Origin of the sequence: Chryseobacterium sp. BLS98 (assembly GCF_001045445.1) — a bacterium.
Taxonomy (GTDB): Bacteria; Bacteroidota; Bacteroidia; order Flavobacteriales; family Weeksellaceae; genus Chryseobacterium.
In genome coordinates, this window is the sequence record NZ_LFNF01000002.1 from 1076319 (window position 1) to 1093873 (window position 17555).

Below are 17555 nucleotides of genomic sequence, written 5' to 3' on the forward strand. Positions count from 1 at the left end.
ATGATCAATAATATCAAATTTTTCTGGGAGGTGCTTAAAGATACCTTCGCCGAATGGAACAATTCTTCCGCATCAAAAGATTCGGCAAGCCTTGCCTATTATGCGATTTTTTCAATTCCAGGATTATTGATCATTATTATCTGGATCGCCGGAAATTTCTTTGGTGAAGAAGCCATCCGAGGCGAAATCAGCAATCAGATCAGCGGACTAATGGGAAAAGATGTTGCGAAAAGTATTGAAGGAATGATTGCGGGAGCGCTCATTGATAAGCAGAATATTTTCATGAAAATAGTAGGAATCGGGTCTTTGGTTTTTGGTTCCACTACTCTATTTTTTCAGCTTCAGCACACTCTAAATACGCTTTGGGATGTGGAAGCAGCTCCTAAAAAAGCATTTGTAAAATTTCTTTTGGACAGAGCCAATTCATTGGGAATGATCCTTATTCTTGGATTTTTACTGATGATCACGATGATTTTATCTTCGATGATAAGTCTGTTCAATAACTGGATAACGAATTATTTCGGGCTTGAAACTTATATGATGGTAGAATTTGTAAATTTTGCCATTGGTTTTGGTTTAGTAATGCTCTTATTTGCCCTGATGTTCAAAGTGCTCCCTGATATCAGGATCAGCTGGAAACCTGTATGGAAAGGAGCTTTACTGACTACCATTTTATTTACGCTGGGTAAATTTTTACTGAGCCTGTATTTCGGTAACTTTAAACCGACTTCTACTTTCGGAGCGGCGGGAACAGTTATTTTAATAATGATGTGGATTAATTATTCCTGTATGCTCATCTTTTTTGGAGCTGTGTTTACAAAGGTTTATAATTATAAGAAAGGCTACAAGGTTGTTCTCTCCAAGCATGCAAAATGGAGTGCAGCGAAGCTGTACAGAGACAGCAGAAAGGATGCTGGGAATGAGGTGAAAGAGAGTTGAGATATGTGATTCGAGGTGCGGGATTCGGGTTTAGATTCCGCGTATTCTCTATTTACATTATAAAAAATAGCCTCCTAAATTTCAGGAGGCTTTATTTTTTACATTCTGTCTACGGTTCCGATACCGAGGAGCGCTAATGATTTTTTAACTGTTTTGGCTGTAAGATCTGAAAGGTTTAAACGGAATTGTTTTAAATTTTCATCTTCCAGTTTCAGAATGATATTACTTTGATAAAATGAGTTATAAGATTTAGCCAGATCATAAACATAATTGGCAACCAGGGCCGGGCTCAATGCTTCTGCTGCTCTTTCAACAATTGTTTTGTAGTTAGCCAAAAGCATGATCAGTTCTTTTTCATACTGGTTTAAAGCTACATCCGAAATTTCTTTATATTGGTAATCTGCTTTTGCCAGTAAAGACTGAGTACGTGCGTAGGTATATTGGATAAACGGACCTGTATTTCCATTAAATTCAATACTTTCTGCCGGATTGAACAACATTTTTTTCTTAGGATCCACTTTCAGCATGAAATATTTCAGTGCTCCCATCCCAATGATTTCGTAAGAAGCTACTTTTACCTCTTCTGAAAGACCTTCAAGCTTTCCTTGTTCTATGGCTTTCAATTTTGCTGTTTCGTGCATTTCTGCCATCAAGTCATCAGCATCCACTACTGTTCCTTCACGGGATTTCATTTTTCCTTCCGGAAGTTCAACCATTCCATAAGAAAGGTGGAATAACTGATCCGCCCAAGAATATCCAAGCTTTTTCATGATTTTAAATAAAACCTGAAAGTGATAATCCTGTTCGTTTCCAACCGTATAGATCAGCTTTTGAATATTGTTGTCTTTAAAACGCTCTACGGCTGTTCCCAGATCCTGGGTCATGTAAACAGAAGTACCGTCTGAACGAAGCAGAAGTTTCTGATCCAGACCTTCATTGGTAAGGTCACACCAAACGGAACCATCTTCTTTCTGATAAAGAATTCCTTTGTCCAAGCCTTCCTGAATCAAATCTTTTCCTAAAATATAAGTATTGCTTTCATACTGTACCTGATCAAAATCTACTCCAAGTCTTTTATAAGTTTCATTGAAACCCTTATAAACCCACGAATTCATTTCGTTCCAAAGATCTCTTACTTTCTGATCTCCGTTTTCCCAGTCCAAAAGCATTTTTTGAGCTTCTTTGATGATTGGAGCCTCTTTTTTAGCCTGTTCTTCTTCTATGCCCTGATCTACAAGTCCCGCAATTTCTTTTTTGTAGTTTTTATCGAACTCTACATAGTAGTTTCCTACAAACTTATCCCCTTTTGTATTGGTTGTTTCAGGAGTTTCTCCATGCCCGAATTTCTCCCAGGCCAGCATTGACTTGCAGATATGAATTCCCCTGTCATTGATGATCTGCGTTTTGATCACATCATACCCAGCTTCTTTTAAAATCTGAGCTACAGAAAATCCTAGAAGGTTATTTCTTACGTGCCCCAAGTGAAGCGGTTTGTTGGTATTTGGAGAAGAATACTCCACCATTACTGTAGAATTTTTCTTTTCGATGGTGTCAAAATCATTGCTCACGGATCTGAAATTATCCACAAACAACTGGTTCTGTACTTTAACATTAAGGAAACCTTTTACTACATTAAAGCTTTCGAACAAGTCAGACTGTTCCGTCAAAGCTTCTCCCAGTTCAACGCCAATACTTTCCGGATTTTTCTTCAGCTGTTTTACCAATGGGAATGTTACAATGGTAAAATCACCTTCAAATTCGGTTTTATTTTCCTGAACTTCCAGATTGATGTCTTTTAACTGATATACATTTAAAATAACCTCTGAAAGTTTCTTTTCTATACTATCTTTAATATTCATGTGTATACTATTACTTTTTACGGCCACATAGAATAGCCTATCTCATCTCAAATTTTGAAATACAAATATACGGAAATAAAAAAACCGCCCGAAGGCGGTTTGTATAAGAATATTATTGTTTAGCAAAAACTAAAATTGCTTGGTCATTTCCTGGCGTGTCATCTAAATCTTTAGAGCTATCTAAAATTCTTAACTCAACATCAGTGAATGACTGAACTGCTTTTTTCAATGTTTTAACAGTTCCTGCCTCATTATAAGTAATTGTCAGACTGCTATTATCATAAGACCATTTACCTCCGAAAGAATCAATATGGTTACAATCTCCTGAAGCAGAAAGTTCATATCTCTCATAAGTTCCGGAAAAATCAGGATTTATTGATATTTCTCCTTTCTTCTCACAGTCATTCAAGATAATACTTTTGCCTCTAAATTCATATTTGTAAGGTTTCCAATTGCCATTGATACTTACACTTTCTACGGCATTATTGTCATTATAGTCATTACTTGAACATGAAATAACAGTCATAAAAAGAAAAATTCCTATAAAAAATTTCATATTTAAATATTTACTTTGGCTAAATTAAAATTTATCCCAGAATAATTTTGTTGTTGCCTTATCACCTCCTATTTTGTTTGCAGCAGCATTAACATTCGCCCCGTTCAATACATATTCCTGATCTGAATATGGCATTCTATATGGTACAGAAGAAAGGTTAGATTTTGGAGGATTCACAAGAGTTGGATTATCTAAACGTCTAGTAAAATTCCAACAAGCAAGGCCTTTATTAAACATCGCAATCCAAGCCTGTACTCCGATAGATTGTTTCCAGTTAGCAACATTGTAAGGGTGTGCTGTTAAATAATTAGCAATAGTAATATTATCTGTTACTCCATTTTCTTTCATAGATACAGTAACTGCATCAGCATAAAGAGTTGCAGCCGTACCACCTGCTGAATATCCTCTTGCAGCAGCTTCAGCTTTAAGAAATGCTACTTCTGCATAACTTAATAAATTTGAAGCATTTGTTGAAGATCTGAAGTAATCATTTAAATGAGAAAAATCTGAATATGGATCATTCAATTCACCAAAGACCCCTCCTTTATAAGCCCCATCAACTTTTGTAAACCATTTATCCATTCGTGGATCTGATAAACTATTCATAGTATTGATAACCAACTCACTAGGAATAAAATCATCTCTATTAGAAGCTACAAGATTGTCAAAAACAGGGTTTGAAAATGTGTTACCGTCATACGCAAACTTATAAGCTTCATCTTCAGAAGAAATGACACCTGATGCAATCGCTGACTCAACAGTTACTTTTGACAACGTAGGGTCAACATCAGCTAAGTTTATTCCCAATCTTAATTTAACAGAATTGGCAAATTTCACCCATTTATTCATATTGCCAGAATAGACTAAGTCTCCGGAACCATATCCTTTCGCAGCAGGTTTTACCGTTGCAATAACGGCGTCAATTCTTTTAATTAGATCACTATAAATAGTTTTGGCATCATCATATTTTGGTGTTAAAATTTCATTCGGCTTAAAAGCTTCAGAATAAGGAACGTCTCCAAAAGTGTCCACAAGGTTTTCCCAGATGAAAATTTCTTCAATTTCTAAAGTTGCTAATTTATTAGTACGAACATCATCAGTTTCTACTTCTTTTACTAGATTTTCCTTTGCCTGTCTAATATTATTAAGGCTGTATACATACATCCTGTTAAAATGATTTCTAGGCTGATTTCTCGTTACTAAATCATATTGGGTCTCCTGAGGATATTGACCTTCTGCCCATTGCTGTGTGAAAAAACGGTAGTTATTGAAATTCACACTAGGATTATCCATGTAATATGAAGACTGGAATAATGCAGTTGCAAGCAAATTTTCTGACGGTAAAACCGACGGATGTTTAGGGTCTTCATTCAGTGAGGTCAGGTCGCTTTGACACGACACCAAACTTGCTGATATAAATATGCCAGCTAAGGCAGTCTTTAATATATTTTTCATTGTTGATTTTTTAAAATTTGAATGTAACATTTACTCCAATATCTCTAGTCGTTGGCATAGATCCAATTGACCACCCATAAGAATTGATTCCTCCACCTATCATTGCTTCAGGATCAGCATATGGAAGATTTTTATGAATAATCCATAAGTTTCTACCTACAATAGAGATTTTCGCATCATAGATTTTAGTTCCAGCTAATAAAGATTTAGGAAGCATATATCCAATACTAGCCTCTCTTAGTTTAATAAATGATCCATCATAAACAAACTCTTTTGCCGGCTGAGTCTCATATCCGTAGTTACTTCCAGTTGCAAATTGTGAAAGTGCAATATTGTTAGGAGTACCATCAGGCAGAACTCCAGGAAGTACAACATCCTTATCTCTATAGTCACCGATAGCAGTCTCTTTATAAAGCCCTGTATCCATACCATAATACATATCTGTTGAGAAGATATCACCACCTTTACGCATATCAATTAGGAAACTCAGAGAGAAACCTTTATAGGTAAAGCTATTTCTTATACCTCCAATCCAATCTGGAGTGGTATTACCTATCACCTGATTAGCATTAACTTGGTAAATACCTGTGTCTGGATCAATCACTTTTTGTCCATTCATATAAACATAGTCACCTCCAACTAGTGTTCCCCATGCTTCACCAACTCTGGCATTTAAAGAAACACCTCCTTGGAAGCTATTCAATAAAAGATTGGTAATTCCTGGATATAAGCTAACAACCTCATTTTTATTTTTAGACCAGTTGGCATCAATATTCCATGTAAAATCTTTTGATTTTATTGGTACCAAGCCTAGCTGTACCTCAAATCCTGTATTATCAATTCGTCCCGCGTTAATAACTTTACCAGTATATCCTGTTCCTGAAGATACTGGAAGGGTAATAATCTGATCAATAGTTTTTGTTTTATAATAAGCCAAATCTACTGTTATTCTATCTTTTAAGAAATGGGCTTCTGTACCTACTTCAAACTCTTTAGATCTTTGTGGTTTTAGATTAGGATCAGCTTGATTCAAAATCGAATTGTATATTCCTACACCTGATAAAATACCTGCAGATCTATAATTATTTGTTAACATATAAGGATCTGCCGTACCTCCTACTTCAGCATAATTTGCTCTTAACTTCCAGAAATTCATCCAACTTTTAGTATTTAAAATTTCTGACATAATAACAGAACCCGTTACGGAAGGATAGTTATATACATTATTACCAGCTGGTAATGTTGAACTTTGATCAATTCTCCATGTTCCATCTATATAGAATTTTTTAAAGAAATCAAATGAAGCAGTAATATATCCTGAATTAGTCTGTGTTGTAAACTCACTTTCGTCTGATGCTAACGGAGCCTTTTTAGAGTTTGATAAAGCATAAGTACCTGGAACTACTAAACCTCCTTCCGTTGAACCATAAACAGAATTAAAATAATTTCGTCTTATATTTCCTCCCAAAACTCCTGAAACGTTAATATCATCAGTAATATTAAACTTATAATTTAACATTAAATCATAATTTGTTTCCGTTCTTAGCACATCACGTCTTGCATAACCAGAAGAAACATCATTTCCTGACTGACCAAAAGGTTGGGCTATAGATCCAACTGCCAATCTGTTTTCAGCAAAAAGGTTTGATCTGTCATAAGATACTTTTCCTGTAGCAGAAATATTATCCAGTATATCATAAGTTACTTGAGCATAAGTGAAATTTCTATGTCTCTTATCTGTTGTATAGTTTTGATATGCTTGGAAATATGGGTTATTCCAATATGCTGGTGATCCATTACCTGCAGATTTTCTATTCCATGTAACATTTCCGTAATTATTTGCTGCACTGGCAATACTAGGATCAACATTGGCAAAATAAGCTCTTTCCAAGTCATGCATGTCTACGTTAGTTTGCCACCACTGTCTGAAACCAGTAACTGTATTATCACTATAACCTGTGATACTACGTCCTTTTGTATCCTGTAAGGTCATCGTAGAATAGAAAGAGGAATGTAATTTAGGAGTCAGATCATAATTCACTTTTAAGGAAAAGCTATTTTTATTAATATGAGAGTTAGGCATAAGGCCGTCCGTCATCATATTATCATAAGTAAAACTAATATTTTTTCCTTTTTCTCCTTTTTCTAACGTTACAGTGTTGTTATATGTCGTAGGATTATTAAAAAATGTAACTGGTCCATTTTTAGCTGCTACCCAAGGTGTAGCTTTTCCATAATTGGGAGATGTTGGATCAAAGGAATCCCATTGATAGACTAATAAATTAGGATCAAATTTAGGTCCCCAAGATGCATCTGCTCCAAAATTTGCATTATTTAATCCTCCAGGCCCTTTCGTACCAAACTTTTGAGAATAACCAGCTCCATATCTTGTCTGATATTCTGGAAATGTTGACTTATCAATAAATCCAACGTTTATTGAAGATGATAACGTTACTCCCCATGATCCATCATCTTTTCCTTTCCCGTTTTTAGTGGTAATAACAATTACACCATTCAAACCTCTTTCTCCATATAAGGCTGATGCTGCAGCACCTTTCAATACATTAATTGATTCTATATCTTCCTGATTGATATCAGACAAGGCATTACCATAATCAATTGATTTTTCTTGTGTGTAAGTATTATTCACCGGCGATCCATCAATAACAATTAGTGGGTTTCCTCCTCCTAATGATTTTACCCCTCTAATCAGTAAGTTTGCCGAACCTCCAAAATTATTGTTTGTTGTAACGTTCAATCCAGCTACCTTCCCCGACAATTGTGCCCCAATATTTCCTGTATTTGTCGTTCCATCCGAAAGAGCACTTGCCTTAATCTCCTGTGAGGCGTAACCCAAGGATTTTTTTTCTCTCTTAATCCCGAGTGCAGTTACCACTACTCCCTCAATTTCTTTTGTTTTTATTGTATCGTTCTTCTCTTGCGCCTGAGCAATGGCTATAGAAGAAGACAATACCAAAACAAGCAGACCTGCTGTTAGTTTCTTCATATCAAATTTTAATTTTGTATCCTGTACAAATTTGTAAAACTTTCTTAAAAACACAAAACAAAATCTAAAAAAAATATCAAATTTTCATTTTTTTTCAAAAAAAACACAGCATAAATTATTAAATTAAGTTAAAATAGAAATAATTAACAAAAACACAATATTTAAACAGTACTATTTTTCATAAAAACACAAACGTTTTTAATTGATAATTTCTATATAAAATATTAATAAAATATAATACTAACCTATTGATTACCAAAGTAATTAATCACATTACAATGATAAACGCATGTTTTTAAAAAAAATATACAATGTCATGCATAAGTGTTTTTTTATGTTAAAAAGAGTGAGCGTGGCGTATTAATTGCATAAAAAAACCGCCCGAAGGCGGTAATAAAAATATATTATAAATTTGAAATAATCCTAATATCTTAACCAAAATGGTGTTAATTGATTTTTCGTAAAGCAATCGACAGTTGTCATATTTGGTACATTTCCAGAATTGGCTGAATATTCACTTGCAGGATAAACCAATCTATATGGTTTTCTAGGTTGTTCAGCATTTAGGGCTAATGGAATATTTGGATAATTATATTTTAAATAATTCAAATATGTTTCCACAGGTCTAACAATAGCCAAACTAACTAATCTTTGGTTTTGAATAGCTTCCATTTTGTTAGCAGTAGCACCCCAACCAAGTCCTGGCTTCGCACTGATAGAAGTTATATATGGGGCTGCTTGAGAACCCAAACCATAGAAATTAAATGAAGATGTAATTGCCTGATTATATAAAGTTTGTCCGTCCAAATTAACAAAAACTGAAGGATAAAGTACTTTTGCTTCAGCCAGTAGTAAGTAGGCTTCAGAACCCAACATAACATATCCATCCATACCTCCATTCTGAGATGCTACAGCTGGATATAACTTCCATCCAATAAAAGAATAATTACCTTCAGTAGTGTTAGCAGGCTTATTACCACCCTGAACAATTCCGGAAACTTTACCTCCCACAGGTCTAAATTGTGCAGTACCTCTTCTATCAACAACACCACTAGTTAAAGTAGATTCACCATTAACAAATTTAGCATAATAATCTGCAGCTTTGTTAATTCTCCAACCATTAGTATTTATTGTCTGACTTGTATAATCAGTATATCCGTATTGGAAATAAAGAGGGTTCAGGTTAGAACCACTAGCATCACTATATCCTGGATTAATTACCACATCAGCCGTTACAAAGTTATTGACTGTATAGCTTTGCATTGCATTAAGTTTTGCTGTTCTAAATGCAACAACGTTAGCATCTGTCACATTAGACATCCTTAACAACATTCTCAATTTCACCGTGTTAGCAAACTTAACCCAGCTAGGCATATCCCCATGGAACATCACATCTTCATCAGCTGTTGGCACAGTTCCATTACCTTCATTTATTATTCTCAATGCATCATCAATCTCATTAATTAATCCCATATAAACCTGTTCTCCTTTGTCATACTTAGGGCTTAGGTTTCCAGAAAATTTAAATGCTTCAGTATAAGGTACATCACCATAAAAATCCACTAAATAGTGCATATAATTAGCCTTTAAGATCTTTGCAATTGCAACATGCTGTGGAGCAGATTGCATAGCACCATTACCATCGATTAACGCTTGGAGCGCACCAATTGCTCTATAATTATCATTCCATATACTCTGCCCTGTAGAACTGTTAATATTTAAAGAATATTCAACAGTCATTGGATTCGCAAAGTAATAGTAATTACCTGCGTAAGTATTTGTCCAAATACTTGAAAGTCTTGTCATTGCCCCAGTTTGAGCTGCGTATGTTCGTACCTCAGCAGCATTTAATTTCAGTGCTGGATTAACATCAGAATCTAAAGGTGTATTCGGTGAAATATTATCATCTAAATTAGCACATGATATTACCGAAAGCGCAATAGATCCAATTAAAAATATTTTTTTCATTTTCTTTTTTTTAAAAATTAACAGAAACACTAACTCCATAAGTTTTTAGTGATGGATATTGGTTATCTGCTACGATACCCTGAACATCTGTAGCAAGGTTTATATTATTACTTTTAGTTGTAGTAAAGGAAGTATCAGGATCACTATAGCCATTATTATTTTTAGCAAATTTAGTGAACAAGTTTCTACCATGTACACCAATTGTCAAACCTGTTAAACCAGTTCCTTGAAGCGTATTTGCAGAGAAAGAATAGCTGAGAGCTAATTCTCTTACTCTAAACGACGTTGCATCTAATATAAAATTCTCACCAACCAATCCATAAGTTTGCGCATAATAATTAGTTAAAGAGTTATAATCATTCCCTCCTGTTTTAATAGAAGTATTGGCAACATAGTTTCCATTAGCATCCTGATAAACAGAATTAGGCATCACAAATCCTCCCTGAGTTCTGTCAAACTCAGCGGACTCAACTAACTGACCAGAGAAAGAAAACCCTTGTTTAGTTCCGGAGAAGAATTTCCCTCCTTTCTTATATTCAAATACTGCGCTAAGCTGGAAACCTTTATAATTGATATTAGTATTAAAATTCAGGATATAATCAGGATCTATTTTTCCAAAACTTTTTAAAACTGTAGTATATAAAGGGTTACCATTAGCTGCATTAATAATTATTCTACCTTGATCATCTCTTTGATACGCAGAAGCCTTAAGAACAAATCCTTCATCCTTTACAGCATACAATCCCCATCCATTAGCATATCCACCAAGAGAAACTTCATCTGCATCATCAGTTACTTTAGTAATGTCAGTATTCCATTTTGAGAATGAAGCACCAATAGTCCAGTTAAAATCTTTAGATTTAATTGGCTGAATATTAAGGTCTATATCAACCCCTTTATTTACCATTTTCCCAATATTTACCAATCTATTTTGAAGCCCTGAAGATGCAGCAGCGGTTCTTCTAGTAATCAGGTCTTTTGTGTCATCTTGATATACAGATCCGTTTATGGTGATTCTATCTTTAAAGAAGCCTAATCCCAATCCAATTTCCTTTCTAATTACTTTTTCAGGTCTAATCTGCCCATCTGTAGGTGTCTGATTTGGAATAAAACTTATTACTCCATTCATAGGATAACCAGCCGGAACAGAAGTAAGATCATTAATGCTATAAGCTCCAACTGCAGTAGCATTTGCCGTTTTGGTGATATTACCAAAAATCCTCATATAATTAAATGTATCACCTCCAAATCCAAATGCTTTTGTAGGTACGAAGGATAAACCAACTGATGGATAGAAATAACTTTGATTATCTTTTGCTAAAACAGAATTCCATTCATTTCTTCCCGTTGCATTTAAAAATAAATAGCCTTTATAATCAAAATCTAAGTTAGCAAAAACAGCATGTTTATTTGCAGCATAAGTATTATTATCCAACTGAATAGGAGGAGTAGGTCGGGCTAAATTCCAAATAGCATAAATTCCAGGTGTTAAGATTCCAGTACCTCCTGCAGAGTTTTGTGAAGCTCTAAAATACTGATAATTATGTCCGATATTTGCTTTAAAACCTAAGTCACTCGTAATATCATAATGCAGGTTAATCATAAAGTCTCCATAATAATCAGTTCTATTATATTGAGACTGATAAATTGAAGAAGTAACAGGATTTATACCAGCATCATCTAATAAAAGATTATGGAATCCGTCATTATGTTCTTTTTGTTCACTTGCATTAAATTGAACATTTGCTCTGTACAATAAATCAATATTATTATTTACTTTATACCCAACAGAACCTGTTGCATTGAAAAAGTTAGTAATATTATCACGTCTGTCATGATCAATAGCCCAATAAGGATTTTGATAATACATATTCCAACCGTATGCAGTATCTCTATGATCAGACCACATGGTAATAGGAATATCTGCAGATGCCTGTAGTAAGTTGTGATATAAATAAGGGTCTGTTTGTGAAGTTTTTTTTCTAAAATAATTTAAACTTGCATCAAAACTCCATTTATTGAATTTAGTTCCTGCCTTTAATAATACAGAGGTACGGTTTAATTTATCATTTTCAACGACAAATTCTCTCTGTACATTATTAAGTGACATCAATAAATAAGAATTTTCTCCTCCTACATTAACTGAAACTGTATTGTTGTAAATTGTTCCTGTTTTGAAAAAATCTTTAACATTATTTTTACCAAAAGGTGCAAACTTACTGAATATTGAGGCCGGACTATCATCTGTCAATGCGCTATCATCAGGATTTACATCAATGTGTCCATCATTATTATAATCATACAATGGAATACCATATGGAAGTGATTGACCAGCCCATGTAGGGTCTGTAAAGGCAGGTCCCCAAGCTCCATTTTCTACAGCAATCCTGTCTCCAGCCCAACCTTGACCGTACTTATTTTGTCTTTCAGGTATAAAAGCAACATTTTCAAAATCAATATTACTATTTAATGTCACTGTCATCCTACCATTTTTATTTCCTCTTTTGGTAGTTACAACAACAACACCATTAACACCTTGCGGTCCATAAAGTGCAGAGCCTTGAGCCCCTTTAATTACGTTAATAGATTCAATAACATCTGGAGGCAGCTGTTGAAGAGCCAATGCTGTTGTAATAACATTATCAATCACAACAAGAGCTTCATTACCTCCTGTTATAGATCTTCTACCACGAATAATAATACTATTTGTACCATCCACACTCGTGTTAGTCTGCTTAATTTGTACACCACCTACCTTTCCTTGTAGAGCTAGTACCGGGTCTGGGTTTCCTGCTTGTGTAAGTTTCTCAGCTTTAATTACTTGCTGCGCTGAAGTTTGAGCTTCTTGAGACTTTCTAATACCGAAAGCTCCAGTAATTAAAACTTCCTCAATTTGATTTTCTTTGGCAGTAGTATCTTTTTTAGACCTTTGTGCCGAAACTAAAGCAAAAGAAGAAGTAAGTGCTACAATGAGAACACTTGTTGTAAGTTTCTTCATATTTAAATTGATTATTTTTTTATTGATTGCAAATATGTGAAACTTTCTTAAAATTACCAAATTATTCGTTAAAAATATTTAATTTAACAATCAACAAAATAGCAAAAAACCAAATAATTACAAATACCACAACAAAAAATACATATTCTTCAAAACATAATAAAAGCACAATTTTTAAAATAATACATACATTGCTTCTATTTGAATCAATATATGTAAGAATATTAAAAAAAACATATATCGATTCAAAATTAATTTTTACTATTTTTCCATACATTTGTTCATATAATGCAAACAATAAGATGGATTTACTGCAAAAATGGACGGACCATTACATCGAGGCAGGATGTGACGAAGTAGGAAGAGGGTGTCTCAGTGGACCAGTGGTGGCCGCCGCTGTGATTCTGGATGACAGCTTTAAACAAAATCTGGTTAATGACTCCAAGAAGTTAACATTCAAAACGAGAATGGAGCTGGATAGCTATATAAAAGACAATGTAAAAAACTACGCTATTGCAGAGCTGCCCCCTTCATTTATTGATCAGCACAATATCCTTAACGCAAGTATCCATGCCATGCATCGTGCCTTGGATCAATTAACCATAATTCCTGAGCTAATTCTGGTTGACGGAAATAAATTCCACCCTTATAATTACATTCCCCATCAATGCATCATTAAAGGGGATTCAAAGGTACTTTCCATAGCTGCTGCTTCAATTCTGGCGAAAAACTACAGAGACAGGCTGATGATTGAGCTCCATGAAGAGCATCCGGAGTACTGCTGGAATACCAACTTCGGATATGCTACTAAAGCACACCAAGAGGCTTTAATAAAGTTCGGACCGACAAAACACCACAGGCAGTCATTCAGGCTTAAATATGATTAGATTTATTTACTGAATACCTATATACAAACAAAAAGAGAAGCAAAATTGCTTCTCTTTTTTATATAAACTTATTTATTTTATTTCTTTTTTCTTTGTTGCTCCTGAATCTTTTGCTGATCCTGGGCCTTCTCCATCATCTCTCTCATTCTTTTCTGGAATTTTCCTTCCGCTTTTGGCTTTTCTTTATTGGCTTGAATCTGCGCATGAATTTTCTTTTCGTCCAGTATCACATATTTAATAACAAGGATAATTAAAATGTTAATTGCATTCGATACAAAATAATACCAGGAAAGACCTGATGCCGATGTATTCAGGAAGAACAGGAAGGTAATCGGGAAGATATACATCAACACTTTCATGTTTGGCATTCCTTCCTGCTGCGGCTGTTGCATATTTCCTGATGTCATTACCGTATAAATTAAGATTACAATGGTACATGCTAAAGCAAAAACACTTAAATGATCTCCAAGGAACGGAACTTTAAAAGGAAGTTTAATCAGATCATCATAAGCGGTAAGATCTTTTGCAAACCAGAATCCCTGCCCTCTTAAATCTATAAAGTTCGGGAAGAAGCGGAATAAAGCATAGAAGATAGGAATCTGTACTAATGCCGGAAGACATCCTGCCATCTGGTTCACTCCCGCCTTTCGGTAGATTTCCATGGTAGCCTGTTGTTTCTTCATTGGATCAGCATCCTTCAGCTTTGCATTTACCTCATCAATTTCAGGACGGATTACTTTCATCATGGCACTTAGCTTATGCTGCTTATACATGATTGGGGATAAGATCAGCTTCACAATGATGGTCATCAAGAAAATCACCCAACCGGCTGTAATTCCCCAGCTGGCAATAAAGTTATACATTGGCATGAAGAACCCGCGGTTCATCCACCCAATAAAAGACCACCCCAACGGCAAAATTTCGTCGAAGTTTTTATCGTAAGATTTTAAAAGAGGTAAATCAAGCGGCATAAAATACCATGTAAAGTCCTGGTTAAGTTCACTTCCTGTCATCTGCACGAATCCTTCAAAATTAAGTTTCTTCAGATATTCACCTTCTTCAATAGTTTCCTGATTCCCTTTACTCTGTGTGAAGCCGTTTTTAGCCTCAATTACAGAAGAGAAAAACTGCTGCTTGACACCAATCCAGTTCAGGGTTTCTTTTTCTTCATTCATATCTGTTCTTCCATCATAATCATAATCTTTATAATTATTGAAAGCGTATGAAAATTCAGAGTGAGATTGTTCCTGTGCTCTACCCTTTTCAAGGTTTCTTACACTATAGTCCCAGATAAAATCTGCTTTATTATCTGCTGTAATAGCAGCAAGCCCTTTTGTTCTTACTTTAAAATCCAGTGTATATTTTGGAAGCAACGTATAAACAAACTGAATAACAGCACTATTATAGTTAGCCGTCATTGTTACAGCATTTCCGTTTACGGCCGGTGTAAAAACCAGGTCTTTCGTATTGATAACTTTTCCGGTTTTGTCTTTAAACTGAAAACCGTAGTTTGAATTCTTTTTATCGATCAGGTAAAGAGGAAGATCTGCTTTATCTGTTTTATGATCATATGCTTTATATTCCGCAAGTTGTACTTTAGAAACCTGCCCTCCTAAGCTTGAAAATTCTACATTCAGTTCTTTGTTGCTCAAACTGGCTGTCTGAATTGCACCAGGAGTTACATTTGGATTGATATTGCTTGCCTGAGTCTGTTTTACAGCATTTTTTGCCTGCTCGGTCTTCTGCTGCTGAGCTTTTACCTGTTCCTCTTTCGACTGCTTGTTCTGGAAATAGAACATGAACCCGAAAAGAACCAAACATAAAACCGCAAAACTGATCATTTGACTTTTATCGATTCCGTTGTTTTGTTGCATTTTATTTTATATTAAAATTTTAAATTTTATCCGGCACACCCATGATGTACTTTTTGAGCTGACAAAAATACTGTTTTTTTATCAAAACTCTATGCATTACTATGTTACTATATAATAAACCCAGGCTGAGAATAATCAGCCTGAGTTTATGATAAGACGTTTATGGTCAATAATTACCTTATTTCTTTTCGCAAGCCTTGATAAAAGCTCTGAACAGAGGATGCGGCGTTGCTACTGTACTTTTATATTCAGGGTGGTACTGTACTCCTACATAAAACGGGTGATCCGGAAGCTCAAGAGCCTCTACAAGACCTGTTTCAGGATTGGTCCCTGTCGCCAGGAAGCCGTTCTTCTCAAATTCCTGAAGATAATCACTGTTAAATTCATAACGGTGACGGTGTCTTTCTGTGATATTTTTAGCACCGTAGATTTCGTTTAATCTGGAACCGTTCTTTAAAGCACATTTCCAGGCTCCAAGACGCATAGTTCCTCCTTTATCCACAATGTTTTTCTGTTCTTCCATTAAAGAGATGACCGGATCAGGTGTGGCCGTATCAAATTCCATTGAGTTCGCTTTGGTATGTCCTAAAACATTTCTTGCAAATTCAACCGTCATGATCTGCATTCCGAGACAGATTCCCAGCATAGGAATTTTATTTTCTCTGGCATATTGTGCAGTAAGAACTTTCCCTTCAATTCCTCTGTCTCCGAAGCCCGGTGCCACGAGGATACCGTTTACACCTTTCAGGGTGTCTTTAATATTTTCCGCTGTAATATCTCCACTGTATACCCATCTTACTTTTACTTCCGTTTCAAGATCGGCTCCGGCATGTTTGAACGCCTCAGCAATAGAAATATAAGAATCCTGAAGGGAAACATATTTTCCTACCAGGGCAATTTCTACTGACCTTTTAGGGTTCTGGAATTTTTTAAGGAAGTTTTTCCACTCCTTGATATCAGCTTCTTTATCACTTTTAAGGTCTAAACCTTTCAGCACTACATCATCAAAATTCTGTTTCTGAAGATAGATAGGAACTTCATAGATCGTTTCAAGATCTTTACATTCAATCACATTATCTAAAGGAACATTACAGAACTGGGCCAGCTTTGCTCTCTGATCTTTAGGAATCTTATGTTCTGTTCTGCAAACCAAAACGTCAGCCATGATTCCACTTTCCATTAACTGGCGGACAGAATGCTGTGAAGGTTTTGTTTTCAATTCACCGCTTGAAGCCAGATAAGGCAATAAGGTAAGGTGGATCACCATAGAATTTTTCTCACCAAGTTCCCATTTCAGCTGACGGACAGTTTCAATGTAGGGAAGAGATTCAATATCCCCGACAGTTCCTCCGATCTCAGTAATGATGATATCGTAGTTCTGCTTGGAAAGCATTTTGATTCTGCGTTTGATCTCGTTGGTGATATGAGGAATTACCTGAACTGTTTTTCCAAGGAAATCTCCTTTTCTTTCTTTTTCAATAACAGTTTGGTAAATTTTTCCTGTAGTAACGTTATTGTTCTGGGAAGTGGGAGCATCAAGATAACGCTCGTAGTGACCTAAATCCAGATCCGTTTCTGCACCATCTTCGGTTACATAGCATTCTCCGTGTTCATATGGATTCAGGGTTCCCGGGTCGATGTTGATATAAGGATCCAGTTTTTGGATCGTTACATTAAAACCGCGTGATTTTAACAAAAGTCCCAGAGAAGCAGACACGATTCCTTTTCCCAAAGATGAAGTTACACCTCCTGTCACAAAGATGTACTTTGTATTCTTTTTACTCATTAGATTAGGTTTGTGCAAAGTTATGAGAAAAAGAGATACAAAGCAATTTTTTAAATTTTGAAAACGGGAAAATCCTTTCTGATCAACTCTAAATTAGGGTTAAAAATTTCATCTATATTTGCTAAGCACCACCATAAGCAATAACGATCCTGATCTTGATATATAATTATCAATTAATGAAAAAAAGGTTTTCCAATCACTTGAAAAACCTCTTTTAGCTAAATTA

General features: G+C 35.2%; 10 protein-coding genes. 2 read left to right on the forward strand and 8 right to left on the reverse strand.

Annotated features, from left to right (window positions below):
- Positions 1-939, forward strand: a complete 939-nt coding sequence (locus tag ACM40_RS09865; RefSeq protein ID WP_048502623.1) for a YihY/virulence factor BrkB family protein — start codon at positions 1-3, stop codon at positions 937-939.
- Positions 940-1037: 98 nt separating this feature from the next.
- Here ACM40_RS09865 and argS read toward each other — a convergent pair whose 3' ends face one another.
- From argS to ACM40_RS09895, 6 genes are all read right to left on the reverse strand, one after another.
- Positions 1038-2798, reverse strand: a complete 1761-nt coding sequence (gene argS, locus ACM40_RS09870; RefSeq protein WP_048502624.1) for an arginine--tRNA ligase — start codon at positions 2796-2798, stop codon at positions 1038-1040.
- 112 nt (positions 2799-2910) lie between these two features.
- Positions 2911-3354 (reverse strand): lipocalin family protein, encoded by a 444-nt coding sequence (locus ACM40_RS09875; protein WP_048502625.1) that lies wholly within the window; start codon positions 3352-3354, stop codon positions 2911-2913.
- A gap of 24 nt (positions 3355-3378) precedes the next feature.
- Positions 3379-4809: a SusD/RagB family nutrient-binding outer membrane lipoprotein gene (locus tag ACM40_RS09880; protein WP_048502884.1), complete on the reverse strand. Its 1431-nt coding sequence runs from the start codon at positions 4807-4809 to the stop codon at positions 3379-3381.
- Positions 4810-4819: 10 nt separating this feature from the next.
- Complete coding sequence (locus ACM40_RS09885) at positions 4820-7816, reverse strand: SusC/RagA family TonB-linked outer membrane protein (RefSeq protein ID WP_048502885.1); 2997 nt, start codon at positions 7814-7816, stop codon at positions 4820-4822.
- 423 nt (positions 7817-8239) lie between these two features.
- Positions 8240-9784, reverse strand: a complete 1545-nt coding sequence (locus tag ACM40_RS09890) for a SusD/RagB family nutrient-binding outer membrane lipoprotein (protein ID WP_083996842.1) — start codon at positions 9782-9784, stop codon at positions 8240-8242.
- A 10-nt stretch (positions 9785-9794) separates the two neighbouring features.
- Positions 9795-12782 (reverse strand): SusC/RagA family TonB-linked outer membrane protein, encoded by a 2988-nt coding sequence (locus tag ACM40_RS09895; protein WP_048502886.1) that lies wholly within the window; start codon positions 12780-12782, stop codon positions 9795-9797.
- Positions 12783-13084: 302 nt separating this feature from the next.
- Here ACM40_RS09895 and ACM40_RS09905 point away from each other — a divergent pair, with 302 nt between their 5' ends.
- Positions 13085-13669: a ribonuclease HII gene (locus tag ACM40_RS09905; protein WP_048502628.1), complete on the forward strand. Its 585-nt coding sequence runs from the start codon at positions 13085-13087 to the stop codon at positions 13667-13669.
- Between the two features lie 77 nt (positions 13670-13746).
- Here the strand turns inward: ACM40_RS09905 and yidC are convergent, their stop codons facing one another.
- Both yidC and ACM40_RS09915 read right to left on the reverse strand, forming a co-directional pair.
- A complete protein-coding gene (gene yidC, locus ACM40_RS09910; protein WP_048502629.1) occupies positions 13747-15543 on the reverse strand; it encodes a membrane protein insertase YidC in 1797 nt (598 codons plus the stop codon).
- 178 nt (positions 15544-15721) lie between these two features.
- Positions 15722-17329, reverse strand: a complete 1608-nt coding sequence (locus tag ACM40_RS09915) for a CTP synthase (protein ID WP_048502630.1) — start codon at positions 17327-17329, stop codon at positions 15722-15724.
- Between the last annotated feature and the right edge of the window lie 226 nt (positions 17330-17555).

Coding starts and splice junctions, on each gene's coding strand:
- ACM40_RS09885 (WP_048502885.1), bottom strand. CDS start 7,816: ATGAAGAAACTAACAGCAGGTCTGCTTGTTTTGGTATTGTCTTCTTCT.
- ACM40_RS09875 (WP_048502625.1), bottom strand. CDS start 3,354: ATGAAATTTTTTATAGGAATTTTTCTTTTTATGACTGTTATTTCATGT.
- ACM40_RS09880 (WP_048502884.1), bottom strand. CDS start 4,809: ATGAAAAATATATTAAAGACTGCCTTAGCTGGCATATTTATATCAGCA.
- yidC (WP_048502629.1), bottom strand. CDS start 15,543: ATGCAACAAAACAACGGAATCGATAAAAGTCAAATGATCAGTTTTGCG.
- argS (WP_048502624.1), bottom strand. CDS start 2,798: ATGAATATTAAAGATAGTATAGAAAAGAAACTTTCAGAGGTTATTTTA.
- ACM40_RS09905 (WP_048502628.1), top strand. CDS start 13,085: ATGGATTTACTGCAAAAATGGACGGACCATTACATCGAGGCAGGATGT.
- ACM40_RS09915 (WP_048502630.1), bottom strand. CDS start 17,329: ATGAGTAAAAAGAATACAAAGTACATCTTTGTGACAGGAGGTGTAACT.
- ACM40_RS09865 (WP_048502623.1), top strand. CDS start 1: ATGATCAATAATATCAAATTTTTCTGGGAGGTGCTTAAAGATACCTTC.
- ACM40_RS09890 (WP_083996842.1), bottom strand. CDS start 9,784: ATGAAAAAAATATTTTTAATTGGATCTATTGCGCTTTCGGTAATATCA.
- ACM40_RS09895 (WP_048502886.1), bottom strand. CDS start 12,782: ATGAAGAAACTTACAACAAGTGTTCTCATTGTAGCACTTACTTCTTCT.